The organism is Haloarcula sp. Atlit-47R (assembly GCF_003665985.1).
GTDB classification, from domain to species: Archaea; Halobacteriota; Halobacteria; order Halobacteriales; family Haloarculaceae; genus Haloarcula; species Haloarcula taiwanensis.
On the sequence record NZ_QPLQ01000001.1, the window covers coordinates 1336296 to 1361398 of the forward strand.

The following is a 25103-nucleotide window of genomic DNA, read 5'->3' on the forward strand; positions in this document are numbered from 1 at the left end:
GCTTATACGGTGGCGACGCGATAGCCCGGACAGATGGAGGCCAACTGTGGCTGGTAGTTCGGGGCTACTGATTCCGCTCGTCGCCGGCATCATCGGACTTGGCGTCCTTGCACAGGTCCTCGCCGCACGCCTGCGCGTCCCCAGTATCATCTTCTACCTGCTGGTGGGTGTCATCATCGGCCAGCCTGGACTGGACATCATCGGTGATGGTACCTTTGGCGGGGCGCTGTCGGCAATCGTCGGCTTAGCAGTCGCAATCATCGTTTTCGAGGGGGCCTATCACCTCCGATTTGACCGTCTGCGCGAGGCCCCGGCCGCCACGTTCAGGCTCGTAACCGTCGGTGCGGCTATCGCACTCGTCGGCACCGCTATCGCCGTCAAGTTCGCGTTCAGTTCCGCGGCCGTCTCCTGGAACCTCGCGTTCCTTATCGGTGCGTTGCTGGTCGCGACCGGGCCGACGGTCATCACGCCGATTCTCGATGTTGTCCCGGTTCGAGACCGCGTTGCCGCCGCGCTGGAGACGGAAGGGATCGTCAACGACGTGACCGCGGCCATCATCGCTGTCGTCATCTTCGAGACGGTCAATCCGGCCGTCGCCAGTGAGAACCTCCTCCGGGGATTTGCCCTTCGACTGGGGACGGGGCTACTGGTTGGCCTCATCGTCGCTGGCGTGGTGTACTACCTCCTCCAGTACGTCGACCTCTCGCCCGGTGACGCACCGCGGAACTCCCGACTGCTCGTCCTCGCCGGGGCGCTCATCGCATACGCGGGCGCGAACACGATAGCGACCGAGGCCGGCGTCGCCGCCGCCGCCACGGCGGGGATGGCGCTCGGGAACGTCGACCACCCGTACGAGGAAGATATCGAGGAGTTCAAAGGCGACATCACGTTGCTGGTGCTGTCGTTCGTGTTCATCGCCCTGGCGGCGCAACTGGAACTGGCCTCGCTCATTGATGTCGGGCTAGCGGGCATCATCGTCGTCCTCGCGGTCGCTCTGCTCATCCGCCCGCTGCTGGTGTTCGTCTCGACTGTCGGTGACCGGTTTACGACCAACGAGAAGCTGTTCGTCAGCTTCGTGGGGCCGCGCGGTATTATTCCGGCGTCCGTCGCGACGCTGTTTGCCGTTGAACTGAACGCCGCGGCCGAGGAGGTCACCGGGGCACAGGCCGAACTGCTGGGGACGCAGGCGGATATCCTGCTGGGCACCGTCTTCCTCGTTATTTTTGCGACCGCCCTGTTTGAGGGCGGACTGGCGCGCTACATTGCGGAAAAACTGGATGTGATACCAATGCGAGTCATCATCGTCGGCGGCGGACAGGTGGGCCGAGCGCTCGCCGCACGCCTCGAAGACCGGGGCGAGAACGTCGTCATCATCGAACAGGACGAAGAGACCGTCGAACGAGCCCGAAACGAGGGATACGCCGTCGAGATCGGCGACGGCACCGACACCGACGTGTTGCGGTCGGCCGGGGCCGAGAACGCCAAGACCGTCGTCGCGGCGACCGGTGACGACGACGCGAATCTGCTGGTGTCTCAGCTGGCGAGTTCGAAGTTCAGCGTCGACCGAGTGATAGCCCGCGCGAACAATCCGGACAACGTCGAAGCCTTCGAGGACCTCGGCGTCCGGACCATCTCCTCGGCGATGGCGACGGCATGGGCCATCGACAACCAGATCGAGCGCCCGGCTATCGCTCACTGGATGACTGATGTCGGTCGGAGCGGCGATGTTCAGGAGGTTGAGGTCAAGAACCGGGAACTCATCGGCAAGCCGATCCGCGAGATCGGGCCGATGCTGCCCGACGCCTGTCTGGTCGCGCTCGTCAGCGGGGACCTCCACGAGAATGCCGAGGTACCCACGGCCGACTACGTCCTCGAAGAAGGCGACATGGTGACGCTGCTGGGCCGCCGAGAGTCCGTGCGCGACGGAATGAAGATGGTCAGTGGCGATTAGTCGTCGGTCAGGTGGGTGACCTCTGATTCGTCGACGCCTTCCGTCCACGGCGACTCACCGCGGTCGCCGTCAGTTTTGTACGTTCCGCGAGCGCTCGCGATGTGATGGCCGTCGGTGTCGTACACTTCTGCGTCGACGACGGAGACGCTCCCGCCGCTTCGGATGACCTCCGCCTCAGTCCGTAAATCGGCGGTCGCCGGCGCGAGGTAATCGATCCGCATGTCGACCGTCGGTGAGACCGTGCCGGATTGCGAGACGACGGCCGCCCCGCCGACAGTGTCGACGAGCGAGTACGTGACGCCACCGTGTGCGATTATCGATTCGGGGTTCGAGGAGTGGCCGTCCTCCAGCGGGAGTTCGCCCGCCGCATACCCGTCATCGACAGCCGTGATCTCCATCCCTAACTGCTTGACAAACGGGATGTCGTTGAACATCGATTTGAGACTCATAGCTGTCCCCACGGAATCGAGTCTGATAAGCCTCCGAGAACGGACAACAACGGGTCAGGTGTGGGCGTTTACCCGGATCCGCTCTGCTGTCAGTCGTTTACTCCCAATCACTGTCCCTCTTTGGCCCCTGATGACCTAATATGATTTTAGGCAGATATGTGGGTACTACTATATGTTCCCCGTCGCAACCGGATGCTATGCAACCACAGCGGGCGACGTACGTAAAGAAAGCCTGTGCCTACATCACCAGAAACGGGTCGGAACTTCTGGTGTTCGACGGGCCGGGCCACGACGGGCTACAGATACCAAAAGGAACTGTTGAACCGGGCGAGGAACCGCGGGTCGCCGTCCAGCGCGAGGCCGTCGAGGAGAGCGGTCTAGCCTCCTTCGAGCACCTGCGACATATCGCCACCGACGTCTGGACGCGTCGCCAGTCCCCGCCGAAGCGGTACGTGCGGTCGTTCTACCATCTTCCCGTTCACGAGTCCCGGGACCACTGGGTCCACACCGTCACCGGGACGGGCGAGGAGCGCGGCGCGGAGTTCGAGTTCTCGTGGGTTGACCTCCCGACCGATGCCACCTTCGCACTCGACCTTGACGACTATCTCCACTCGCTGACGAGTCCCGCCAAGGCGACGACAGCTGGCGATGTGGCTGCCGATTAGCGACAGTCTTCTCTCAAATAGTGGTCACGCGAGCGTCGCAACGGTCGCAAATCACGGAGCCACAAGCGACGGACTGCGGTAGCGTACTGCACCCGCGCCGACAGCGGCCGTTCAGGGTAGCCGGAACTCGATGGCCGCACCCTGACCGAAGCCGACACACTCCGTTGCTAGGCCCAGCTCCGCGTCGCGGCGGTTCATTTCGTGGACGAGCGTCACTGGAAGGCGCGCGCCGGAGGCCCCGAGCGGGTGGCCGATGGCGATTGCGCCGCCGTTGACGTTGTAGATGTCGTCGTCGAAGCCGAGTTCGCGCTGGCAGTACAGACACTGGGAGGCGAAGGCCTCGTTGAGTTCCACGAGGTCGTAGTCGCCCGTCTCACGGTCCGTCCGTTCGGTGAGTTTGCGAACGGCGGGGACTGGCCCGATACCCATTACCGTCGGGTCGACGCCGGCGACTTCGTGGGAACCGATTTCCGCCAAGATGTCGAGTCCGCGATCCTCCGCGAACTCGCGTGACGTGACCATCAGCCCCGCCGCGCCGTCGGAAACTTGCGAGGCGTTGCCGGGTGTGACCGTCCCGTCCGATTTGAACACCGTCGGAAGCTGGGACAGCTTTTCCAACGTGGTGTCGGGACGGATACCCTCGTCTGCTTCGAGTTGCCCGTCATCGGTATCGACAGGGACAATCTCGTCGTCGAAGCGACCGGACTCCGTCGCGTCGGCGGCGCGCTGGTGGCTCCGGAGTGCGTACTCGTCTTGTTCCTGACGGGTGACTTCCATCTTGCTGGCGACCTTTTCGGCGGTCATTCCCATCTGGAGTTCGCCGATGTTGTAGTGTTCGGCCAGTCGCGGGTGGACGTTGTGGGTGTTCTCGTCCATCTGCACGCGGGACATCGACTCGACGCCGCCGGCGATGAGCACGTCGCGCTGGCCGGCCGCGATAGCGTCGGCAGCCCGCATCAGCGCCTCGGCGGAGGACGCACACCAGCGGTTGATCGTCGATGCGGGGACGCTCTCGCCGAGGTCGGACAACAGCGCGATGACTCGGGCCATGTTGTTGCCCTGTTCCCCGCGCTGCTGGGCACACCCCCACAGCAGGTCGTCGACCTCGTCGGCCTCGACGCCGGTCGACGCGAGCAACTGGTTGATAAGCGGCACCGAGAGGTCTTCGCTCCGGACGCCGGCGAGTGCGCCGTCCTCCTTTCCTTGTGGCGTTCTGACTGCGTCCACGATGACAGGTGTGGGCATGGACAACGGAACGTTTCGGCCTGTGTTAAATCCTGACAAACTCGACACAGTGGGGGAACCGTTGTCGTCTGCCCGGTCCGACCGCTACCCGTCGCGGTCGGGCGACGGGGTCACTCTGGCTCGAACCCCGGTGGGAGGCCAGCGTGTCTGAGTCCTTCCCGCTCGTCGATATGGAAGCGGTAGACTGTGATGTCGCCGTCTTCGATAGCGTCCCTGAACAGTTCCGGCCGCCATGCCGTATCGAGCACGCCCGCGAGGTCGTCCCACTCGGACTCGGGGACGGCCTCGATACTGCCCTGCAACAGGACGCTCTCCCAGTGGAACATCGACTCGACTTTGTACACGAGCACGGTCGCGTCCGCTGCCGCTTCGGTCAACTGTTGCTTGCGGCTCGCCGACCCGCCGACGAAGGTGAAATACAGCGCGCTGTCGCCGTCGTAGCCAAACGACAGGGGAATCATGTACGGGCCGCTCTCGGTCGGCAGGCCGAGCACGCCGACCCGCTGGTTCGACAGGAACGCCCCGATGTTGTCGTCGTCCATGCGCCTGAGTCCGGCCGCTTCGAGCGTCTCTACTGTCATATGAGTGTAACTTCGACCGAAAACTGCTTAATTAATTCGGCTATTCTTCCTGACGGAGAATCCCGGTCCGAGGGGCGCTCCGGCGACGCTACTCCGTCTGCGGCGCACCGGGTGGGTGGCGCTTGACCCGCTTGATTGCGGCGACGGCCTTGTTGCGCTCGGCGTACCCCTCGCCGGAGTCGGCGACGATTTCGCCGTTGTGGTGGCGGAGCCGCCAGCGCCACTCCGCACCCCGGTCCTCGTACACTTCGAAGGCCGCACTCCCGGTCTCAAGCAGGTCGGCGTAGGACTGGACCCGCTCGCGGCTCGCCTGTTCGGCGGCCTGGGACTGCTGTGTCGCTTCCCGCGCGGCCGTCTCGGCCTCCCGGGTAGCCTGTTCGGCTACTTCCGTCGCTGTCCCGTCCGTATGGCCTCGGCATAGACCTCTTTCCGGCCGGTCAGCAGCGGAGAAACGACCGCGCCGACTGCCATCAGGCCGAGACCGACGATGTACAGCGTCACCGCCGGATTCCCCTCTAGACCGGTCCAGTTCGACGGGTAGAACGTGGTGAACCACACGATTGCGACCAGTCCGACCACGGCACCGACGTACGTGAGTATCAGGCCCCGGCGTGTCAGCGGCAGTCTGGTGGTCGGGCCCGCAAACAGCGAGATGTGCCCGATAGCACCGAGGAGATAGGCCAACTGCCGGGGCGTGCTCCGCGAGCCTGTCAGGTAAAACAGGAGAAGGCCGACGATACACAGCACGATGCCGAACACGAACAGCCAGTACCCGTAGGCCTCGTCGTCGGTCGTTGGTCACCGATGCGGTCCCGGTACGCCGAGAGTAGTGTGTTATTAGTTGCCACGATAAGGGTGCACTGGGGTGATATATTACCTTGGTGTCGGCCACCGGGGCTTCGAGTGACTTATACCGGTCGCGTGGTAACATCAGTGGGAATGAGCAATCCGGAACTGGATGTCGTTGAGTTTCTGCTGACGGCCACTATCTACAGCGAGCGGCGGGACCTCGAGCCGGACGATTTGCCGGCCTCGTACCGGTCCGTCTTCTGGAGCGACGGCGAGATCGAGCGGCCCCTGTCGATCACCAACACGACCGCGAGCGAGGCCACCGGCGTCGAGCGCCCCTGGGCGGCCATCTCCGGCCTGATGTTCACCGACCGCGACGACTTCTCGGGGAGCATCTCGCTGACCGACCGCGACCTCGCCGAGGAGTGGTTCCTCGAACGGGTCGACGCCGCGGCCCTCGAAGACAACCCGGTTCTGACGAAAGCCTACGAGGACCAGGTCGAGGGGGCCGACTACGAGCGGGCCCGCGAGCAGAACCGGCCCTCGCGGGCCGACCGCGCGTTCATCGACGCCAAACTGGAGGAGGCCTTCGACACCGACGACGAGGACGACGAGGAGATGCTCGACCTCGTGGACGTGCGCGCCCCCGAGGAGGTGGAGATGACGCTGGACGACCTGGTGTTGACCACCGACCAGGAAGACGAGATTCAGAAGATAGTCAAGGCCATCGAACACCGCGACTACCTCGCCCGCATCGGCCTGCGGGAGATAGGGAAACTCCTCTTCGTCGGCCCGCCGGGGACCGGCAAGACGAGCGTCGCCCGCGCGCTGGCCCACGACCTCGACCTGCCCTTCGTCGAGGTGAAACTGTCGATGATTACCAGCCAGTACCTCGGCGAGACGGCCAAGAACGTCGAGAAGGTGTTCGAGGTCGCAAAGCGGCTCTCGCCGTGTATCCTCTTTATGGACGAGTTCGACTTCGTCGCCAAGACCCGCTCGTCGGACGAACACGCCGCCATCAAACGCGCCGTCAACACCCTGCTCAAGAGCATCGACGAGATTTCGCTCATCCAGGACGAGGTGTTGCTCATCGGCGCGACGAACCACCCCGACCAGCTCGACGCCGCCGCCTGGCGGCGCTTCGACGAAATCGTCAATTTCCCCAAGCCCGACCACGGGATGCGCGCGGACATCCTCCGCATCGTCACCCAGCAGATGGAGATCGACGACTTCGACCCGGAGACGCTGGCGGAGCTGACCGAGGGGCTGACCGGCAGCGACCTCCGGCTCGTGCTCCGCGAGGCCGTCCTCAACGCCCTGACTGAGGAGCGGACCACCCTCACTCAGCAGGACCTCGAAGACGCAATTATCGACTTCGAGGAGCGTGACAACCTCAAAAACATGGACATGATGGACGGCGACGCCGACGCGCTAGTCGCCGGGAGCGGCGGCTTCTCCGGCGACGGCGGCAGTGATCACGACCACGATCACGACCACTGAGGCGGCTTATCAGCGCAGGAACCCGTTCCGGCTGTCGGTATGAGCGATTTACTTATCACTACAGAAACCATTCTCTGCAGCCATGGCTGACGACCCCGTGTTCACTGAGATAGACGACCCCGCCGAGTCGTAGGTTGACGTTCGCATGACTGATCCGCAGGAAGGCGAGTGGGACGTAGACGTGGTTATCGCCGAGAAGCAAGTCGAGTACGTCGACCTGCGCATCCGGCCGGAGTTACTTGAGGGATTCTTCGAGTGTCTGTTCGACGACCTCTCGGACGAGCGCGCTCGGTCCCTGCTGGCGGCGACGATAGAGCGACAGGATATCGACCCTGCGATGCTCGTCGACGAGGAGTAACGAAAGCGAGGGGCTTACGCGGGTCGCCCTCTGACCCATAGGTAATGGAGGTCACGCTGCTTGGGACCGGCGACACGACTGGGACGCCGACTGTCCAGTGCAACTGTGACACGTGCGAACGGGCGCGCGACCCCGACGAGGAACTCCGGGCCCGCGTCCGCGAACGCGGCATCGACCCGACGGGGGGCGTCGAACGGTCGCGCTTCTCCGTCGCCGTGGCGAACGACGAAACCGGCGAGTCGCTGCTGATCGATCTGAGTCCGGACTTCCGTCACCAGTTCCTCCGTGAGTCGGTCCCGCTACCGGACGCGGCCATCGTCACGCATGTCCACTTCGACCACCTCGACGGTCTCGGGAACGCCTACCGTCTGTTCGACGACCTGCCGGTCCACGCCGCTGACGAGACGGACCCGGTGACCGACGAGAGCGTCGCCGAGAGTGTCCGGAGCCGCTATGATTACCTCGATACGGTCTCGGTCCACGCACAGACGCCGTTCGAGCCGTTCACCGTCGCGGGCTTCGAGGTGACCCTCGTCCCGGTCACGCACCCGCCGCTGCTGTGTTACGGTCTACGCATCGAGGAGCCCCAGACCGGCGCGGTACTGTCGATATCCGGGGACACCTGTTACGACGTGCCCGAGCGCTCGAAATCCGCGCTGACCGGTGCCGACCTCGCGCTCGTCGAGGGCATCGTCCACCCGGAGGCCTGCGAGTACCACCCGAAAGGCGGCGCTCACCACGACGCGGACGGTGTGCCGCGGACCTTTGGCACGAAACACATGACCTTGCCCGGTGCGCGGGACTTCGCCGACGACATCGCGGCCGACGACTACCGTATCGTCCACACCGCCCATTACGTCCCCGCGGACCGAGCCTTCGCCGACGATATCGGACTCGACGGCGAGCGGTTCACGCTCTAATGTCGCGCTCGGCTGGATGAAACAGGCCGTAGCTTATAGGCACTGGCGCATGATCCGGCTGTATGGACAGGCGTGGCATCGCGGAGATCGGTGGGCTGTCGCTGGCCGGCGGCGTCCTCGCAATCGCCGGTCAGCAGATCATCGCGAACAGCATCGACTGGGTGTTTGTCGTGGGGCTGGTAGCCTGTGTCGGGATTGCGGCCGCAGCGAACTATCAGGCCAGAACGAAACACGCAGCCAAGGTCGCCACCGAAGCCCCGGCGGTGACCGAAGACAACTACGAACAGCACGGCCGCCCGACCGCCGGCGACGGCGGTGTCCCGCCCGATGACGCGCAATCAGGCGACGAACGGTAGCCTTGCCGACTTCTTCTAGCCGAACCGATCTAGTCCCGACTGGCGTCGCCTGCGTCCGTCGGGGTCTGCCCGCCACGGCGTCCGGTCGGCCCGGAGCGCGTCGCCGTCGATGGCCGGCGGGTCGGCCGCTTCGTACCCCCCGCAGTCCGGTCCGCACTCGTCGCTCTCCCGGACCGCGCGGTCCTTCCACTGACAGTACGGAATCCCGTCGCTATCCGGCGAGCATCGCTCGCACGAGGGGTAGTCGAAACTCCGCCACCCCTTGCCGTAGGCTCGCTCGGCCAACTGCCGGCGCGTGCGGGCCTTCTCAGCGGCGCTGACCACGCGCACGTCCGCCCGAACCGGACGCTCGTCGAGGAGTTCGACACCGGCGTCGTCTGTCGGCAGTGGTGTCGCCTCCCGACGGACATCTATCGTTCTGCTGTCGGCGTCGAACCGCCAGACGCCGACTTCCTCTGGAATTCGGTTGAGGTGCGCTCCGGTAACGTAAGAGGCCGTCGCCAGTACGACGCGGTCGGCGAGCGCGAGAGAGACATCGGTCCGCAACTGCGATTCCAAGTCGCCGGGCCGGCCCAGGTCCGGCTTGTTCTCGATGGCGACGATTTCGCCGACCCAGTTGGGGTACCGCGTCGTCTGGCGGACGTAGGTCCGGCCGCCGCGGCGCTCGCGTTCGAAGAACCCGCGCTCGACCGCCAGTTCGACGGCGCGCTCGGCGCGGTCGGGATGGCAGTCGAAGGCGTCCTTCCAGTACCGCGCCCGACCCGGGCCGACGCTGCTTTCGATGGCCGCCGTCGGCAGCCGTTCGGGAGTGATGGCTGCTCGCTCGTCGAACTCGGGTCCCGGCTCGACAACGACGGTGTCGAGGACGCGCCGGCCGTGGACAGCGCCGCCGAGCTGGCGGCTCACCAGCCGGCCCTCGCGTTCGAGGTGGGCACACAGCGCCAGTTCGAAGTCGAACTCCCGCACGACTGGAGGCAGGGCCGGGACGGGCAAAAGCACCGCGCCCGGCTCCCGCGCGCCGACGAGGCGGCGGGCCAGCGCCACCAGCGCGAGTACCGGAGTCAGCGAGGGCGTCCACAGGGGGCCGAGGTACGCCGCCAGCAGGGACCAGATCGGCGATTGAACGGGGGCCGTCGGGGCGCAAACAGTAGGTTTATCAGTTGCACGCGGCGAAACTCCACCAAGATTACTCTCGAAATGACATCAAACAAACAACCGGAGGTGAACATCGGACTCGTCGGGCACGTCGACCACGGAAAGACGACGCTCGTACAGGCGCTGTCCGGCGAATGGACCGACCAGCACTCCGAGGAGATGAAGCGCGGAATCTCTATCCGACTCGGCTACGCCGACGCGACCTTCCGTCGCTGCCCGGAGGCCGAGGAGCCGGAGGCCTTTACTGTCGACGAACACTGCGATGACCACGACGTCGACACCGACCACCTCCGGACGGTGTCGTTCGTGGATGCGCCCGGCCACGAGACGCTCATGGCTACCATGCTGTCCGGTGCGGCCATCATGGACGGGGCCGTCCTCGTCATCTCGGCGACGGAGCCTGTCCCGCAGGCCCAGACCGAGGAACACCTGAGCGCGCTCGATATCATCGGCATCGACAACATCGTCATCGCCCAGAACAAGGTCGACCTCGTCGACGAGGAGCGGGCGATGCAGAACTACGAGCAGATTCAGGAGTTCGTCGAAGGCACCGTCGCTGAAGGCGCACCGATTGTCCCCATCAGCGCGGGTCAGGAGGCCAACATCGACCTGCTCATCGAGGCCATCCAGTCTGAGATTCCGACGCCGGAACGGGACCCAGACGAGGACGCCCGCATGATGGTCGCACGCTCGTTCGACATCAACCGACCCGGAACGACCTGGGAGGACCTGATGGGCGGCGTGCTGGGCGGCTCGCTCGTGAGCGGGCAACTGGACGTCGATGACGAGATTGAACTCCGTCCCGGTCGCGAGGTCGAGGAAGGCGGCCAGACGGAGTGGCAGCCCGTCACGACGACGGTCCGGTCGCTCCAGTCGGGCGGTGACTTCGTGGACACGGTCACGCCGGGCGGCCTGCTGGGCGTCGGGACCGGTCTCGACCCCGCAATCACGAAAGGCGACGCGCTCGCCGGGCAGGTCGCCGGGCCGCCCGGAAGCCTCCCGCCGGTCCACGAGACGTTCACGATGGACGTAGACTTGCTGGAACGCATCGTCGGTGACGATGGCGGCGAGGTCGACGAGATATCGACCGGCGAACCGCTCATGCTGACTATCGGCACCGCCACCACGGTCGGGTCGGTCACGAGCGCCCGGGACGACGAGTGCGAGGTCGCGCTCAAGCGCCCGGTCTGTGCGGCCTCGGGCTCGAAAATCGCCATCAACCGCCGCGTCGGTGCTCGGTGGCGGCTCATCGGTGTCGGCACGCTGCGGTGATGATTGTGCTGGACACGAACGCGCTGATGATGCCGGTCGAATGCAACGTGCGACTGTTCGAGGAACTCGACAGAGTGCTGCCAGACGCGACGGACTACGTCGCGCCCGCCGCCGTCCGCGACGAGCTAGCGAAACTGGCCGACGGGGCTGGCGCGGAAGCGACCGCCGCTTCGGTCGGACAGGACCTGCTGGATCGGTGCACGGTTCGGGAGACGACGGCGGACTACGCGGACGACGCCGTCCTCGAACTGGCACAGACAGACGATGCGACACACGCGGTCACGAACGACGCCCCCCTCAAACGACGCCTGCTGGACGCGGGCGTTCCAGTAATTAGTTTAAGGGGCCGGAACAAACTGGGTATCACTCAACCATAACACATGTATAAACGGGTACGCCTACGCGATACGGTCGAAGTCCCGCCACGCTTTCTGGCGGAGGTCAGTCCGGGGCTGGTCAAACGGCTCCTGCAAGAGAAGCTCGAAGGTCGGATGGACGAGGACGTCGGCAGCGTCGTCTCGGTCATCGAGGTCCACGACATCGGTACCGGTGCCGTGTTGCCGAACAAGCCCGGCGTCTACTACGAGGCCGAGTTCGACGCGCTCACGTTCGACCCGCAGATGCAGGAAGTGGTCGACGGGGAGGTCGTCGAAGTCGTCAACTTCGGGGCCTTCATCGGCATCGGGCCGGTCGACGGCCTGCTGCACGTCTCCCAGATATCCGACGAGTATCTGGCATACGACGAGGAGAACCAGCAACTCGCCTCTCGCGAGTCCAACCGCACGCTCACCGTCGGCGACGCCGTCCGGGCGCGTATCGTCACCAAGAGCATCGACGAGCGCAATCCCCGCGACTCCAAGATCGGCCTGACGGCGAAACAGGTCGGCCTGGGCAAGCACGGCTGGCTTCAGGAGGAGCGCGAGCGCCGCGAAGGCACGGCGGAAGCCGGTGATAGCTGATGGCGGACCGCCTCGTCTGTCGCGACTGTCACCGTGTCCAGAGTGCGGAGATCGAAAGCCAGTGTGAGGCCTGTGGCGGCACCGCACTGACCGAGGACTGGGCCGGCTACGTCGTCATCGCGCACCCGGAGCGCTCCGACATCGCCGCCGAGATGGAAGTGACCGAGCCGGGCAAGTACGCGCTGAAAGTCCGCTAACGTGTCCGACGTCGTTCTCGAACTCCCGAGCGGCCTGCGAACGGAACTGAAAGAGCCGCTCGGACGCATCTACACCGACACAGCGGCGCTGCTGGGCGACGCCGGCGACCCGATTATCGCCGTCGGCGACATGGTCACCTACCACCTCGTCGAGGCCGGCCGCGTGCCGGACCTCGCGCTGATCGACGAACGGACCAAGCGCTCGGCCGTCGACGCGGACGTGACGGCGGCCATCGGCGGCTTCGACCGGGAACTCGCCGTGGCGAACCCGGCCGCGACGCTCACCGCTGAACTGCTTACTGCACTCAGGGACGGTATCGACAGCGATGGAACGACACTTCTGGATGTCGACGGCGAGGAGGACCTCGCCACGCTCCCTGCGGTGCTCGCTGCGCCCGCAGGAGCCAGTGTGGTGTACGGCCAGCCCGACGAGGGGATGGTGCTGGCCGACTGCGACGACGCGGCCCGGGACCGGGTTCGGTCGCTACTGGAGCGGATGGACGGTGACGCCGAGCGAGCGATTGCACTCGTGTCGAGCTAGCCGCAAAAAACGCAGACCGGTTTTATTCCGGCCGTGGAACGCTGAGATTCTGCATTTCCGTCTCACACCGGTCACAGGAGACTGTCGAGCGGTCGCTACAGAGCCGCTTTCCGCAGTCTGGACATTCGAACAGCTGTTCATCGTCGTCGCATGGGGCGGGGTCTGACCACGTTGGCATACTTGGTACTAATTAGCATTTGTCATGGCATAAACCTTGCTCATACCGGAATAACTTACGACGATTGTCCAAAGAAAGTGGACGTATGTTCACTCAAGCACGTGGACGTGTCTGACAAGCGAGCGATGGACGCGACGCCGGAAGTAGTCGGTGACGGTCCAGCCCGCACTGGTCCCCGCATCGCGCCAGTCGCGGTCGGCGACCAGTACGCACCGTCTTGCGACGCGATTGGCTTCGCCGAGTGCACCGGCCACGAGGGGTGCCAGTTCCCCTTCGATACGGGACTGGCGGCCATAGGGAGCGTCGAAGACGGCGGCGTCGACGGCGTCGTCGGCCACCGGCAGCGCGGACGCGTCGGACCGGAACACCTCCCACTCGCCCGGCTCAGGATAGGCGTCTCTGTCGGGGTGGCCGCTCCCGTCGAGTGCGTATGTGAGGTTCTCGTGTGTCCCCGAGACCATCTTTTTTTGTGCGTCACCACCGACCACGTCGGCCCCGACCAGCCCCGCCTCCAGCAGGAGACCGCCGGTGCCACACATCGGGTCCAGTATCGTGGCGTCCGGGCCAGCCCCGGCGATGTTGACCAGTGCGCGGGCTTCGAGCGGGTCCATGCTGCCGGGCTGGAAGAACGGACGGTCTGTTGGCTGGCGGTCCCCGAAGTCGCGGACGCTCTCGGCGGCGAGCCAGCCCAGTGCACAGCAGCGCTTGCCGGTCCCGCCCTCCTCGTCGCCGGCGGGGTCCGAGAAGTAGGCATAGAGAACGTGGTCAGGGTTGTCGAGGTCGACGGCGAAGCCGCGATCGGTTAGGACGCCGCCCAGCGTCCGCTCGGCCTGTTGGGTATCGACGCCGGTGCTTGCTCGCACGTCGACGGCACGCACGGCGACGCTCCCCTCGCGGTCGATTGTCGCGGCCGACAGCAACGTGGCGGCGCTTTCGATGTTCGGGTCCGAGGTACCGAGCAGGGCACAGGCTCGGTGGGCAAACGCGAGGTGGCGAACGCGGTCGCTGATACCGCGCGCTGTCGCCAGTCCGGGGGCGAGCACGTCGACGGCGCTCGCGGCGCTTGCGGCTTCCCGCCGCGCGAACGCGTCGTCCTGCCCGCCGAGTTCGAGGACGTACACGCCCGAGCGGTGTGGGCGAGCGGCTATGAGCGTGCCGGTCGCGGCCGGGAACAAAACGCACAAACGACCAGCCGCCGAACCCGGAGTATGCTCCAGTCCGGGTTCTCCAGCCTCACCGGCGGTGGTATCCTCGCGGTCCTCGTGACCGTCCTCGTCACCTGGCTCTTTTACGCCGTCACCCTCCATCTGGCTGCGACGTTCTTTATCGGCGACGTGCCGAGCCAACTCGCCGCCAAGGCCGCCCTCGCGCCGGCACTCGTTTCGCTCATCCTTCAGCGCTGGGGCGTCGAGTCCGGCGTCGTCTCGGCCGACCTCGGCGTCGCAGTCGTTCTGTTTCTCACTCTCGTCGCCGACGGCATTGCCATCAGCCTCTCCTACCGGCTGTCGACCCGCTCGACCGCGCCGCTTGTGGCGCTCCACCTGGCGTTTGCGGCGGTGCTCGGATTTGCGCTGAACAACATCTTCGGGTTCTTCTGAGCTTCTGAGCTGGGAATGAGGTGGGCTCGACTGTCGAATGTGGGCGCAGAGCGTGGCTTGCATACCGCGCCGGAGGCGCGGTTTTACTCTGAGCGCGGCCACAGGCCGCGACTCGGAGCCTTTTTAACGTAGGTTTTTGCGGCGGGGGTGCCCGCAGGCCGCAAGGCGGCCGAGGATTCCCTCCGCAGTAAAAAAGTACTATTCCACCAGCCGCTCTATCTCCGTCACGAGGATGTCGCTCGCGCCCACGTCCTTGAGTGAGCTAATCGTCTCGAAGACGGCGCGTTCCTCGACGACGGCGTGGACGGCGAGCTGGTCGGAGCCGGCGATGTCCATCACGGTGGGGCCGCCCATCCCCGGAAGCACGTCTTTCACGTCATCGAGGGCGTCTTCGGGGGCGTTCATCATCAGATAGCGTTTGTCTTCGGCGGCGAGGACCGAGCCGAGCGCGGTGTCGACTTGCTTTACTTTCTCATCGTCGGCGGTGTCCTCGCGGGCGAACAGGCGCACGGAGCTTTCGAGCACCTCGTCGACGACGGCCAGCCGGTTCATCCGGAGCGTCGTCCCGGTCGAAGTGATGTCGACGATACCGTCGGCGATGTCGACATGGGGGGTCAGCTCCGTCGCACCGGACACCTCAGTCACGTCCACGTCCACGTCGACGCGGTCGAAGTATCGGCGGGTGATGGTCGGGAACTCCGTGGCGATACGGCCCCCCTCGAAGTCGTAGACTGTCTCGACGTGGCTGTCCTCTGGTGCGGCGAGGACGAGGCGACAGCGGCCGAAATCGAGGTCCCGGAGTTCGACGAGGTCGTCGGCGTCGGACTCTCGGACCTGGTCGAGACCGGTGATACCCACGTCGGCAGCGCCGTCCGCGACGTATTCGGGGATGTCGGCGGCGCGGGCGTACAGGACGGTCACGTCCGGGTCAACGGTGTCGGCGTGCAGTTGGCGGTCGGCCCCGTCGACCAGATGGAGGCCGGCCCGTTCGAGCAGTTCCTCGCTTGGTTCGTGCAGGCGGCCCTTGTTGGGGACGGCGATTCGCATACGCCTACTGGCAGGCCGTGGGGCAACTGTCTTTCCCCTCAGGCTGGCCGGGGCCTGTGGGCGGAGCCGCTACAGGCGGTCCCGGCGTGGGAGGGCAACGAAGGTCCCCGCAGCCAGCAGCGTCAGGCCAGCGAGACCGTAGAACGCGACGGCAAACAGGTTCTGGTCGGCGAGCAGGCCGACAGCCGTCGAGCCCAGTGAACTGATCGCGAAGAAACCGGTCCGGAGCAGCCCCCAGCCGGTCCCTTCGGCAGCGTCAGGCAGCGTGTCGACGATGTAGGCGTTTGCCAGCGGGCCGACGCTCATCCGAACCCCGATGAGGCCGGAGACGACGGCCAGCGGCACGACGCCGCGGACGGACGGAATGAGCACGAGTGGAACGGTACTGACGAGTGCGACAGCGGTCAGGACACTGGGCGTTCCGTATCGGTCGGCGAGCCGGCCAGTGGCTGTCTGTGAGAGCGCGCCACCGACGAACAGCACCGAAAGGAGCGCCCCGGCGGTCCCCTGTGAGATACCCCGGACCGTGACTAGGTACGTGGTGAGAAACGCTGTCACAGCCTGAAAGGCGAACAGCATCAGTGTCTTGCCTGAAACCGACAGCACGAGCCGGCGGTTGCGAAAGCCGGTGAGAACCGTTCGGAGGTCCCGCCGGAGGCTCCGTTCGGACTCGCCGGTCGGACGGTCCGACACCGAGAGCCAGAGCGCGCCGGCGACAAGCATGAACAGGGGGGCGGCGCTGGCAAGTGCCAGCCGCCACCCGTACCGTGTGGTGACGAACGCGGCGACGGCGGGCAGTGCGGCCGCTCCGAGGGAGCCGGCGGCCATCACGATACCGAAGGCGGTCCCCTCGCGGGCGTCGAACGTCCGCGAGAGGGCGGTCCCCCGGGTGGGGCCGTACAGTCCCGTCCCGAACCCGAACGCGCCCGTCGCGATGAGGAACAGCGAGAACACCGGCGCGAAAAAGTAGCCCAGCAGCCCGACGCCGGACAGCAACGCCGCGGCCACCAGCAGCGTCCGCTCCCCGATTCGGTCGATCAGCACCCCAGCGGGAAACTGAACCGCCGCGTACGTGAGCCAGAGCACCGTGACCGCGAGCCCCGCCTGCGCGTTCGAGATGACGAACTCCTCTCGTATCGTCGGCAGAACCGCGGGCACGACAAACCGCATCCCGAGGACGAGGAACCAGCCGGCGGCGACGGCAAGCAGCATTCGGACTGGGCTCCCGTGCCGAATCGCGCTGACCCGCTGCCGGAGTTGCTCTGCCGCCGCCATTCTCTTGCCCGCTTGAACGCGCCGGAGCCGAAAGACCTCTGCGGAACAGGCACTGCTGTCACCGCTACCTCGCAGAAAGGCGTGGTAATACGACACACGGCGGCGCTGTCGACCCGGCGAACTAAGACCCGCGGTTGCGAAGCCATCGGCATGAGTGAACTCCTCGTCACCGGCGGGCAGGTCCTCCGGACAGACATGACCGTTGAGCGTGCGGACGTACTGGTTTCACAGGACAGCGGCGACATCGTGGCGGTCGACGAACCGGGAACACTGGACGGTGATGACGAACTCGACGCCAGCGACGGCCTCGTCATTCCCGGGCTGGTCAACGCTCATACACACGTCGCTATGACGTTACTGCGCGGCCTCGCGGACGACAAGCCCCTCGACGCGTGGCTCCAGGAGGATGTCTGGCCGGTCGAGGCGGAACTGACGCCCGAGGACATCCGTGCCGGCGCGGAACTCGGGCTGGTCGAGATGATTCGTTCGGGGACGACCAGCCTCTCGGACATGTACTTCGCGGTCGAGGAAATCGCTGAGGCCGTCGACCAGGCCGGGATGCGGGCGGTGCTCGGGTTCACGGCGGTCACGGTCGGCAAGGACGCCGAGGGCGCGCGGGCTGACCTCGAAGAGAGCCTCGACGTGGCTCGAAACCTCGACGGCGCGGCCGACGGCCGGGTTCGGACGACGTTCCAGCCGCACTCGCTCACGACCGTTGGCGAGGAATACCTCCGGGAGTTCGTCCCGCGGGCCCTCGACGACGACCTCTCGATTCACCTGCACGCCAACGAGACGCGCGACGAGGTGACCCCCATCGTCGACGAACACGGCCAGCGTCCGCTCGCCTACGCCGACGACATCGGCCTGCTCGACGGCGACACGTACGTGGCACACGGCGTCCACGTCGACGACAGCGAAATCGACCTGCTGGCCGAGACGGGCACCGGCGTCGCCCACTGCCCGGCCTCGAATATGAAACTCGCCAGCGGGATGGCTCCGGTACAGGACCTGCTCGACGCCGGCGTCACCGTCGGCATCGGGACCGACGGCGCGGCCTCGAACAACGACCTCGACATGTTCGACGAGATGCGCGACGCGGCGATGCTCGGCAAGCTCACGGCCGACGACGCCAGCGCGGTCGACGCGGGCACGGTCGTCGAGATGGCGACGGCAAACGGCGCGGCCCTGCTGGGCTTCGACAGCGGGCGCATCGAGGCCGGTGCGAACGCTGATTTGGCCGTCATCGACCTTGCCGCGCCGCACCTGACCCCGGCCCACGACCTCGTCTCGCACCTGGCCTACGCCGTCAACGGGAGCGATGTGCGACACACGGTCTGTGACGGCGAGGTGCTCATGCGGGACCGCACTGTCGAGGTGTTCGACGAGGCGGCGGTGCGGGAGCGGGCGAGCGAACACGCCGCCGCGCTGGTTGAACGGGCCGACTCTTAGCCAATCGAAGTGAAGTGGTAACTAAACGACGAGAACAGCGCATAAACGATATCGACGATTTTTGGACGGTCTCGCCGCGGCCGCGAACGGGGTGAACGAGTTGAACGGGAGGGGGTGTTTATCGCCCTCTCGGCGAACCTATCGGGCACGATGCGCACCAAACTCTTCGCACTGTACGCCGCTGTCGGACTGGTCGTGCTGGCCGCCGGGCCGGGACTGGCCGCCGGGGCGGACTCGGCCGGCAACACCGCCGCGGGCAACACGCTCGCGGTCGGCGTCACACAGGCCGACGACGGCACGGCGACGGTATCGGTCACGGCGAACGAGACGGGCGTCGAGAACGCCTCGGTAGCTGTCGAGACGGTTGACAACGCCTCCTACGCCGGAACGGGCAACTACACGACCGACGACGACGGCACGGTCGGGCTGTCAGCACCCGAGCAGAACGTCACGGTCGAGGTGACGGCGACGGCGGACAACCACACCGCGACGACGACGGCGGACCTGACCGTCGCGGCCGCGAACGTCACGGAGTTCGACACCTTCGGCCTCCGGGTATCGGCCTACGTCAACGACCTGCTGAGTGACGAGAACCGGACCGGCGGCATCGGCCCGGCAGTCGCCAGTTTCGTGACGGCGAACAACCCCGGCAACGCGCCGGACCACGCCGGCCCGCCCGCACACGTCACCGGTGAGAACGAGTCTGCCGACAACGAGACTCACCCCAGCGACCGGCAGGGTCCGCCGGCCGATATCTTCGGTGACGACGAGAATGAGACCGGAGACGAGAACGAGACGGAGGACCAACGCGGTCCGCCCGAGAACGCCGGCCCGCCCGAGGACCGCGGTCCGGACAGCGCTGAGGATGAGAACGAAACTGAAGACGAGACCGAGACGGACGACGACCGCCGTCGTCCCCCGGAAGACGCTGGGCCGCCCGAGGACCGCGGTAACGACGACGAGGAATCCGAGGAGGAAGACGAAGAGAACGAGACCGAAGACGAGGACGACGGCGAAGACGTAGAGAGCGAAACTGAAGACGAGGAATCGGAGGACGAGTCCGACGACGAAGAGAGCGCTGAAGACGACGAGGACAGCGACTCCAAGGAGTCAGGGGACGACGGCGATGACGGCGACGATAGCGACGACAGCGACGATGACGACGGCGGCGACCGCGGCCGACCGGACGACGCCGGTCCGCCCGCTGACCGCGGCAACTGAGCGGCTTCGGTAGCGTTTTAGGAGTTCTCTTCCTCTATCGTGCCATGACGACGCCTATTTCCGAGCGACTTGACGACCTCGACGAGGCACGCGATTCCGGCCGCCGAAAGATGGACTGGGCCATCCAGCATATGCCCATCTGCGGCGCGCTCCGCGAGCAGTTCGAGGCTGACCAGCCCTTCGCCGGTGAACGCATCGGCATGGCGATGCACGTGGAAGCCAAGACCGCTGTCCTTGCGGAGATCCTCGCGGTCGGCGGCGCGGAGGTCGCTATCACCGGCTGTAACCCGCTTTCGACACACGACGACGTGAGCGCCGCACTCGACGCCGTCGACGGCATCACCTCTTACGCCGAGCGCGGCGTCGACGACGAGGAGTACTACGCGGCTATCGAGGCCGTCATCGACCACGAGCCGACCATCACTGTCGACGACGGCATGGACCTCGTCGCGGCCATCCACGAGGACTACCCCGAACTCATCGACACAATCATCGGCGGCGCGGAGGAGACGACTACCGGCGTCCACCGGCTGCGCGCGATGGACGAGGACGGCGAACTCGACTACCCGGTGTTCGCGGTCAACGACACGCCGATGAAGCGTCTGTTCGACAACGTCCACGGCACCGGCGAGTCCGCGCTGGCCTCGATTGCGATGACGACGAACCTCTCGTGGGCCGGCAAGACCGTCGTCGTCTCCGGGTACGGTGACTGCGGCAAAGGTGTCGCGAAGAAAGCCAGCGGCCAGAACGCCGACGTGATTGTCACCGAAGTCGAACCTCGCCGCGCGCTCGAAGCGCACATGGAGGGCTACGAAGTGAAGCCGATGGCCGAGGCCGCCGCCGAGGGGGACGTGTTCATCACGACCACCGGCAACCGCGACGTCATCGTCGAGGAGCACTTCGAAGCGATGCAGGACGGCGTCCTGCTCGCCAACGCCGGTCACTTCGACGTCGAGGTTGACCTCGACGCGCTGTCCGACCTCGCCGTCGACACCTACGAGGCTCGCGACGGCGTCCAGACCTACGAGATGGCCGACGGCCGCCGCCTGAACGTGCTAGCCGAGGGCCGCCTGGTCAACCTCGCGACCCCCATCGCGCTGGGTCACCCGGTCGAAGTCATGGACCAGAGCTTCGGCGTGCAGGCCGTCTGCGTCCGCGAACTGGTCGAGAACGGCGACGACTACGACGCCGGCGTCCACGCCGTCCCGGACGAACTCGACAAAGAGGTCGCCGAAATCAAACTGGACGCCGAAGGCGTCGACTTCGACTCGCTAACCGACGCACAGGCCGAGTATATGGATTCCTGGCAGCACGGGACGTAGAGTGGTCTGAGCGCAGCGAAGACCACTTATCAGCCGAGCGGCGAAGCCGCGAGACATAGTGAAGCCGACCGGAGGGAGGCCTCGGATACCAGAGCGGGGAGGGACGACCCACGAGGGACGTAGAGCGGTCTGAGCGCAGCGAAGAACCTCCGACCGGAACGGCGAGCGGAGCGAGCTGTAGAGGAGATCCGTTCTCGCCCCGGACGCGAGGACCGAACAGCCGACCGAGAGATCGAGGGTGGTAGGGTTTTCTGACTGGTGGGTGTGACACGCGATACCCGGACGGCCGGCCTCCCTGAGTCGGGATGCAAACACCCACCGTTCGACACCACGATGATTACGGTCGGGGCTGATGGCTGCATATGGCTGTCCACGAGACCGCGCAGATTGAGAATGCGACGCTGGGCACGGTCGAGATTCGAGAATACGTGACGATCCACGACGCCGACATAGACGACGGCGTCCAGATTTACGAGGGGACTTCGATCAAGAAGGCGACTATCCACGGACCGACCGATATCAACGCAAACGCCTACGTCGAGAACGCCACAGTCGGCGAGTCCGTCCAGATCGGACCCAACGCCTCTATCGTCGGTGTAACCCACGACCTCACCGACACAGGCATGGAGTTCCAGAACGACACGTTCGACGGGATAGTCATCGAGAACGGGGCTTTCGTCGGCGCTGGCGCGGTGGTCCTCCCCGGCGTCACGGTCGGCGAAAACGCCGTCGTAGGAGCCGGGACCACTGTAGCTGAAGACGTTCCGTCCGAGACTGTGGTCCGGAGCGCCACGGAAACGGTCCGCCGCTCCCTCTGAATCGCTAAGCTAGCAGCCGTCCAAGAAGCAGACGCTCGCTCCCGTGGCGCAAATAATATTTGAGAAGTGATATAATATCTCAGGGTCGTGGGGATATTCGTCCTATACAGACGCAAAACCGCTTGACACGTTGGTGTCGCCGACCGACTGCGGACTGGCGCTACTCAGTTACGTCAACGAAGACCGTCGACTGAATCCACGCAGACGGGTTCTCGGGGTCGCCGATGTGGGCGACCGTGTCCGCGCCGACGTCGTACTCTTCGAACGTCGCTCTGATACCCTCTTGTGAATTGGCGTCGTGTTCGTGCGTCATCGGTGTGTTCAGTGTGTCGTTTGGCAGCTACCGCGTCGCAAGTGACTGCACTGGTCCGGTTCCTCGACCGGACCAAGTGTCGTCGCCGACCCGCGTCCTTACCACACCCTGTCAGTAGGGGATTGCAGGTATTTGCTTGTCTACTAGCTGTATTCACTTGTCGCCGGTCCGGGTCTATGTGTATAGCCCCACAGTCTAGCCGCCTTCGCTGCCGGACTACCTTTTGGGAACCTGACACTATCTATCTCGGTGACGGCAATTTTATTCGCTCCCATCCGAAAGGTGGTGGCAATGGAACCGCTCCACGCACGCTACCCCTTTCTGGCGCGGTCGCGGGAGGCCGTCGAAGCCGCGGCGGTGGACCTAGGCGAGATTGTCGCCACGGACGAGACGGTCACGGCGCGCGCGCTGGAGCGGGTCGAGTCGGCAATCACTGACGGGACCGTCGGAGAGCCACACCGGCGGACTCGCGTCGAACTGCTTTCGTACCCGGTCGCCCGCGTGCTCGTCTCGCTCGTCGACGTCCACATCTGTACCCGGAAGTACGCGCAGGCGGAAGCCGAGGCAGCGTACGACCGGTTCACCGAGGAGTTCGAAACGACCACAGAGCTGAAATCGACCCAGCGCGAGACGCTGGACCGCACGGAACTGCTTGCGGAGTTCGACCTCGCGAGCGCTGTCCGGGACGCCGGCGACGGCTACCGCGTCGAGGTCGGCGCGTATCTCGACCTGGCAGCCGACCAGCGGGGCGATTCCTGGCGGCTGGTCAATCGGCCACTGGCAGACGGCCAGGTTAGGATCACCGCCGAGGAACTGCACGTCCTGCTGAAACAGGCGATCCGTCACCGCGTCACTGAGGGCCTGCCGTTCAACGTCCCCGACGCCATCGCCGACGAACTGACAGCGGAGGTCGACCGGTTAGAGGAAGTCCTCTCGGAACTGGAACTCACCCGCGAGATCGACACCGTCGTCCCGGAGCTGTTTCCGCCCTGCATGAAATCGCTTCTCGACCGGGTCCAGAAGGGCGAGCATCTCGAACACCACTCCCGGTTTGCCATCGCGACCTTCCTCGTCGGCATCGGGATGACGACGGACGAGATCGTCGACCTGTTCCAGGTCAACCCTGGCTTCGGTGAGGAAGCCACCCGTTATCAGGTCGACCACATTCGCGGGGAGACCAGCCCGACGGAGTACTCGACGCCGGCGTGTTCGACCATGCAGTCCTACGGCGACTGTGTCAACATGGACGACCTCTGTGAGGCGATTTCCCACCCTATGGGCTACTACGAGCAGAAGTTAGACGACACCGACGAGGAGGAACTGGTCGACTGGCGCGAAGACGAGGGCGACGAAGAGGCCGACGCCTAGAACTGCTGGCGTTCGAGCCAGAGGCCGGCAGCGGTCATAAACACGACGAACAGCCCGATTGCGCCGATGAGCGCGTAGCCGCCCGTTGCCTCTACGGTTGACCCACTGAGATACATCTGTGAGACGGTAACAGTTGCGCCGACGAACAGCACGACGGCGACCGCCGAGATGACGATTTGCAGGAGCGTCTCCCGCTCGATATCCATGCTCTGCGGTTTCACAGGGCCGGCAAAAAGGGTATCGAAGCGCCGGAGCCCGCTGGCCGAGCGATTTACCAGCGTGTAGCACCTACGTTTCAACTGGACGCATTGGAAAATACAGCCGCGTCCGCACCTATGACGCTCATCGAATCAGCAGCCGACCGGCAGAGTACCGCACTTGCACCGGACCTCCGATCCCTCCCGGACCGGGCCGCCCGCGCGTGGACCGAGCGCATGGCTGTCCGACCACGGGCGGGCAGCACGTACGCCGTGACGACGGAGAGCGACAGCACGTACCTCGTCGACATCGCACGTCGGTCCTGCTCCTGCCCCGACAACCGTATCCGCGGCGAGCGCTGCAAACACCTCCGGCGCGTCGCTATCGAAATCACCGCACGACGGGTCGCACCGCCCGGCAAGCAACGGGCGGTCTGTGACGCCTGTGGGACCGTCACGTTCGTCGCCGCGGACGCGGGGCCACCCCACCTCTGTGGCAGCTGTCGGCTAGAAACCGGCGACATCGTGCGGGACCGCGAGACGGGCGACAGGCTCGTCGTTACGGCTGTCACCGACACGGCGGCCGACGACTGGACCATCGAGGCGACCGACGAGACAGTCGCCGACTACGACACCAACAACGGCTACCCGCCCGATGACCTCGTGGTGCTGGCTGCATATCTTTCAGACGCCGTCAGCGCGTCCGAACCGCGAGAATACGCCTTTCCCCTGTCACAGCTCCGCCGCGTCGAGGACGCCGAACTCGTCGGCGGCGGGAGCCAGTAACCGAACGCCTGCGAACCGCTACTCCAGCATTGCCGCGGCGTCCTCCTTGTCGAGGTCGCCGCGTTCGAAGGCCGACAGCACGTCCAGCACGCTCTGGTCGGGGCCGTTGTCGCCCACCTCGTCTAGCGTGACCTTCTCTGAGTTGCCCACGAACTCATCGAAGTCAGTCCCGTCGGAGAGGGCTTTCTCCTTTTTAACGCGGTAGTTGCCGCCGTCGGTCGTGTGGAGGTCTGCCGGGTGAAAGAAGTACCAGTCCTCGCGGTCGAATCGGACGCCGATGCGGGGTTTCGCGCCGAAGTTCCGGGCGAAAAACAGCAGCGCCTCGACCTCCTCACCGGTGAGATAGATGGGGTCGCCGGCGCTGGATTTCGCCTCGATAGCGTAGAACGTCTCGCCGTCGCCCGAGAGCACGTCCGGCAGCTCCCGCTCGGTCGCGCTGCCGCTCGCCGGCGCGCGCATCACCGCAAAGCCCGCCTCGTCGAGTGCGTTGACCAGTTCGCGCTCGCGGCGGTCGCCCTTCGCGTTCGAGTTTGCCATTATCGGGACGTGGAGCGACGGGGGTAAAACCGTTCAGATACGGACAGACCGTTCAT

Annotated in this window: 31 protein-coding genes; 18 read left to right on the forward strand and 13 right to left on the reverse strand. The window is 65.4% G+C overall.

Going from position 1 to position 25103, the window contains the following annotated elements; all coding sequences use genetic code 11:
• Positions 1-46 precede the first annotated feature (46 nt).
• Entirely contained in the window at positions 47-1951 is a 1905-nt protein-coding gene (locus DVK00_RS06980) for a cation:proton antiporter (protein ID WP_101348901.1), read from the forward strand.
• Here the strand turns inward: DVK00_RS06980 and DVK00_RS06985 are convergent.
• Positions 1948-2400 carry a PaaI family thioesterase gene (locus DVK00_RS06985; RefSeq protein ID WP_101348902.1) on the reverse strand — a complete coding sequence of 151 codons (453 nt, stop codon included), beginning with the start codon at positions 2398-2400 and terminating at the stop codon, positions 1948-1950. The two genes, DVK00_RS06980 and DVK00_RS06985, sit on opposite strands and share 4 nt — an antisense overlap.
• A 197-nt stretch (positions 2401-2597) precedes the next feature.
• On the opposite strand from DVK00_RS06985, the gene DVK00_RS06990 reads away from it, so the two are divergent.
• Positions 2598-3065 carry an NUDIX domain-containing protein gene (locus DVK00_RS06990; protein WP_101348903.1) on the forward strand — a complete coding sequence of 156 codons (468 nt, stop codon included), beginning with the start codon at positions 2598-2600 and terminating at the stop codon, positions 3063-3065.
• A gap of 111 nt (positions 3066-3176) precedes the next feature.
• Here DVK00_RS06990 and DVK00_RS06995 read toward each other — a convergent pair whose 3' ends face one another.
• The 4 genes from DVK00_RS06995 to DVK00_RS21965 all read right to left on the reverse strand — a co-directional run bounded on the left by DVK00_RS06995 (position 3177) and on the right by DVK00_RS21965 (position 5650).
• Positions 3177-4310 carry a thiolase family protein gene (locus DVK00_RS06995; protein ID WP_121577484.1) on the reverse strand — a complete coding sequence of 378 codons (1134 nt, stop codon included), beginning with the start codon at positions 4308-4310 and terminating at the stop codon, positions 3177-3179.
• 110 nt (positions 4311-4420) lie between these two features.
• The gene (locus DVK00_RS07000; RefSeq protein ID WP_101348905.1) at positions 4421-4891 is read right to left on the reverse strand and encodes a pyridoxamine 5'-phosphate oxidase family protein; all 471 of its coding nucleotides are present in this window, start codon (positions 4889-4891) and stop codon (positions 4421-4423) included.
• 88 nt (positions 4892-4979) lie between these two features.
• Entirely contained in the window at positions 4980-5138 is a 159-nt protein-coding gene (locus tag DVK00_RS21960; RefSeq protein ID WP_232794497.1) for a YegP family protein, read from the reverse strand.
• A gap of 134 nt (positions 5139-5272) precedes the next feature.
• The gene (locus tag DVK00_RS21965; protein ID WP_233560767.1) at positions 5273-5650 is read right to left on the reverse strand and encodes a hypothetical protein; all 378 of its coding nucleotides are present in this window, start codon (positions 5648-5650) and stop codon (positions 5273-5275) included.
• A gap of 180 nt (positions 5651-5830) precedes the next feature.
• On the opposite strand from DVK00_RS21965, the gene DVK00_RS07010 reads away from it, so the two are divergent.
• The 4 genes from DVK00_RS07010 (at position 5831) to DVK00_RS07025 (ending at position 8814) form a co-directional block, all read left to right on the forward strand.
• Positions 5831-7180: an ATP-binding protein gene (locus DVK00_RS07010; protein ID WP_101348906.1), complete on the forward strand. Its 1350-nt coding sequence runs from the start codon at positions 5831-5833 to the stop codon at positions 7178-7180.
• A gap of 145 nt (positions 7181-7325) precedes the next feature.
• Positions 7326-7538 carry a hypothetical protein gene (locus DVK00_RS07015; protein ID WP_233560768.1) on the forward strand — a complete coding sequence of 71 codons (213 nt, stop codon included), beginning with the start codon at positions 7326-7328 and terminating at the stop codon, positions 7536-7538.
• A gap of 44 nt (positions 7539-7582) precedes the next feature.
• Entirely contained in the window at positions 7583-8458 is an 876-nt protein-coding gene (locus DVK00_RS07020) for an MBL fold metallo-hydrolase (RefSeq protein WP_101348908.1), read from the forward strand.
• Positions 8459-8520: 62 nt separating this feature from the next.
• Positions 8521-8814, forward strand: coding sequence for a hypothetical protein (locus tag DVK00_RS07025; RefSeq protein WP_101348909.1), 294 nt, complete (start codon positions 8521-8523; stop codon positions 8812-8814).
• 15 nt (positions 8815-8829) lie between these two features.
• On the opposite strand, the gene DVK00_RS07030 is transcribed toward DVK00_RS07025, so the two are convergent.
• Positions 8830-9780 carry a DUF5787 family protein gene (locus DVK00_RS07030; RefSeq protein ID WP_121536022.1) on the reverse strand — a complete coding sequence of 317 codons (951 nt, stop codon included), beginning with the start codon at positions 9778-9780 and terminating at the stop codon, positions 8830-8832.
• Between the two features lie 231 nt (positions 9781-10011).
• On the opposite strand from DVK00_RS07030, the gene DVK00_RS07035 reads away from it, so the two are divergent.
• From DVK00_RS07035 to DVK00_RS07055, 5 genes are read left to right on the forward strand one after another with little or no spacing between them, the layout of a single operon-like run.
• Positions 10012-11241 (forward strand): translation initiation factor IF-2 subunit gamma, encoded by a 1230-nt coding sequence (locus tag DVK00_RS07035; RefSeq protein ID WP_101348911.1) that lies wholly within the window; start codon positions 10012-10014, stop codon positions 11239-11241.
• Positions 11241-11618: a DUF188 domain-containing protein gene (locus tag DVK00_RS07040; protein WP_101348912.1), complete on the forward strand. Its 378-nt coding sequence runs from the start codon at positions 11241-11243 to the stop codon at positions 11616-11618. Before DVK00_RS07035 ends, DVK00_RS07040 begins: the two co-directional genes overlap by 1 nt.
• Positions 11619-11621: 3 nt before the next feature.
• Positions 11622-12200 carry a DNA-directed RNA polymerase gene (locus DVK00_RS07045; protein WP_004516007.1) on the forward strand — a complete coding sequence of 193 codons (579 nt, stop codon included), beginning with the start codon at positions 11622-11624 and terminating at the stop codon, positions 12198-12200.
• On the forward strand, positions 12200-12397 hold the full coding sequence (spt4, locus tag DVK00_RS07050; RefSeq protein WP_080508795.1) for a transcription elongation factor subunit Spt4: 198 nt from the start codon (positions 12200-12202) through the stop codon (positions 12395-12397). The genes DVK00_RS07045 and spt4 overlap by 1 nt, the downstream gene beginning before the upstream one ends.
• 1 nt (position 12398) lies before the next feature.
• Entirely contained in the window at positions 12399-12938 is a 540-nt protein-coding gene (locus DVK00_RS07055; RefSeq protein ID WP_101348913.1) for a GTP-dependent dephospho-CoA kinase family protein, read from the forward strand.
• A 22-nt stretch (positions 12939-12960) separates the two neighbouring features.
• Here DVK00_RS07055 and DVK00_RS07060 read toward each other — a convergent pair whose 3' ends face one another.
• Together DVK00_RS07060 and DVK00_RS07065 are read right to left on the reverse strand one after the other, a co-directional pair.
• A complete protein-coding gene (locus tag DVK00_RS07060; protein WP_121512028.1) occupies positions 12961-13116 on the reverse strand; it encodes a rubrerythrin-like domain-containing protein in 156 nt (51 codons plus the stop codon).
• Between the two features lie 89 nt (positions 13117-13205).
• Positions 13206-14237, reverse strand: coding sequence for a TIGR01177 family methyltransferase (locus DVK00_RS07065; protein WP_121512104.1), 1032 nt, complete (start codon positions 14235-14237; stop codon positions 13206-13208).
• An 87-nt stretch (positions 14238-14324) separates the two neighbouring features.
• Here DVK00_RS07065 and DVK00_RS07070 point away from each other — a divergent pair, with 87 nt between their 5' ends.
• On the forward strand, positions 14325-14714 hold the full coding sequence (locus DVK00_RS07070; protein WP_121577485.1) for a hypothetical protein: 390 nt from the start codon (positions 14325-14327) through the stop codon (positions 14712-14714).
• 198 nt (positions 14715-14912) lie between these two features.
• Here the strand turns inward: DVK00_RS07070 and hisG are convergent, their stop codons facing one another.
• Positions 14913-15761: an ATP phosphoribosyltransferase gene (gene hisG, locus DVK00_RS07075; protein WP_121536028.1), complete on the reverse strand. Its 849-nt coding sequence runs from the start codon at positions 15759-15761 to the stop codon at positions 14913-14915.
• Between the two features lie 69 nt (positions 15762-15830).
• Positions 15831-16973 (reverse strand): MFS transporter, encoded by a 1143-nt coding sequence (locus DVK00_RS07080; RefSeq protein WP_101351378.1) that lies wholly within the window; start codon positions 16971-16973, stop codon positions 15831-15833.
• 213 nt (positions 16974-17186) lie between these two features.
• Here DVK00_RS07080 and DVK00_RS07085 point away from each other — a divergent pair, with 213 nt between their 5' ends.
• The 4 genes from DVK00_RS07085 (at position 17187) to DVK00_RS07100 (ending at position 21846) form a co-directional block, all read left to right on the forward strand.
• Positions 17187-18485, forward strand: coding sequence for an amidohydrolase (locus tag DVK00_RS07085; RefSeq protein ID WP_121577486.1), 1299 nt, complete (start codon positions 17187-17189; stop codon positions 18483-18485).
• A 150-nt stretch (positions 18486-18635) separates the two neighbouring features.
• Positions 18636-19706, forward strand: a complete 1071-nt coding sequence (locus DVK00_RS07090; protein WP_121577487.1) for a hypothetical protein — start codon at positions 18636-18638, stop codon at positions 19704-19706.
• A 44-nt stretch (positions 19707-19750) separates the two neighbouring features.
• Positions 19751-21028 (forward strand): adenosylhomocysteinase, encoded by a 1278-nt coding sequence (locus DVK00_RS07095; RefSeq protein WP_121536037.1) that lies wholly within the window; start codon positions 19751-19753, stop codon positions 21026-21028.
• A 362-nt stretch (positions 21029-21390) separates the two neighbouring features.
• Positions 21391-21846 carry a DapH/DapD/GlmU-related protein gene (locus DVK00_RS07100; RefSeq protein WP_101348919.1) on the forward strand — a complete coding sequence of 152 codons (456 nt, stop codon included), beginning with the start codon at positions 21391-21393 and terminating at the stop codon, positions 21844-21846.
• A gap of 160 nt (positions 21847-22006) precedes the next feature.
• On the opposite strand, the gene DVK00_RS21630 is transcribed toward DVK00_RS07100, so the two are convergent.
• Positions 22007-22159 (reverse strand): hypothetical protein, encoded by a 153-nt coding sequence (locus DVK00_RS21630; protein ID WP_198560206.1) that lies wholly within the window; start codon positions 22157-22159, stop codon positions 22007-22009.
• A 291-nt stretch (positions 22160-22450) separates the two neighbouring features.
• Here DVK00_RS21630 and priL point away from each other — a divergent pair, with 291 nt between their 5' ends.
• Positions 22451-23527: a DNA primase regulatory subunit PriL gene (priL, locus tag DVK00_RS07105; protein ID WP_101348920.1), complete on the forward strand. Its 1077-nt coding sequence runs from the start codon at positions 22451-22453 to the stop codon at positions 23525-23527.
• On the opposite strand, the gene DVK00_RS07110 is transcribed toward priL, so the two are convergent.
• Entirely contained in the window at positions 23524-23733 is a 210-nt protein-coding gene (locus DVK00_RS07110) for a hypothetical protein (RefSeq protein ID WP_101348921.1), read from the reverse strand. The genes priL and DVK00_RS07110 overlap by 4 nt on opposite strands.
• A 129-nt stretch (positions 23734-23862) precedes the next feature.
• On the opposite strand from DVK00_RS07110, the gene DVK00_RS07115 reads away from it, so the two are divergent.
• Positions 23863-24510, forward strand: a complete 648-nt coding sequence (locus tag DVK00_RS07115) for an SWIM zinc finger family protein (RefSeq protein ID WP_101348922.1) — start codon at positions 23863-23865, stop codon at positions 24508-24510.
• An 18-nt stretch (positions 24511-24528) separates the two neighbouring features.
• Here DVK00_RS07115 and hjc read toward each other — a convergent pair whose 3' ends face one another.
• Positions 24529-25047, reverse strand: coding sequence for a Holliday junction resolvase Hjc (gene hjc, locus DVK00_RS07120; protein ID WP_101348923.1), 519 nt, complete (start codon positions 25045-25047; stop codon positions 24529-24531).
• Positions 25048-25103: the final 56 nt, after the last annotated feature.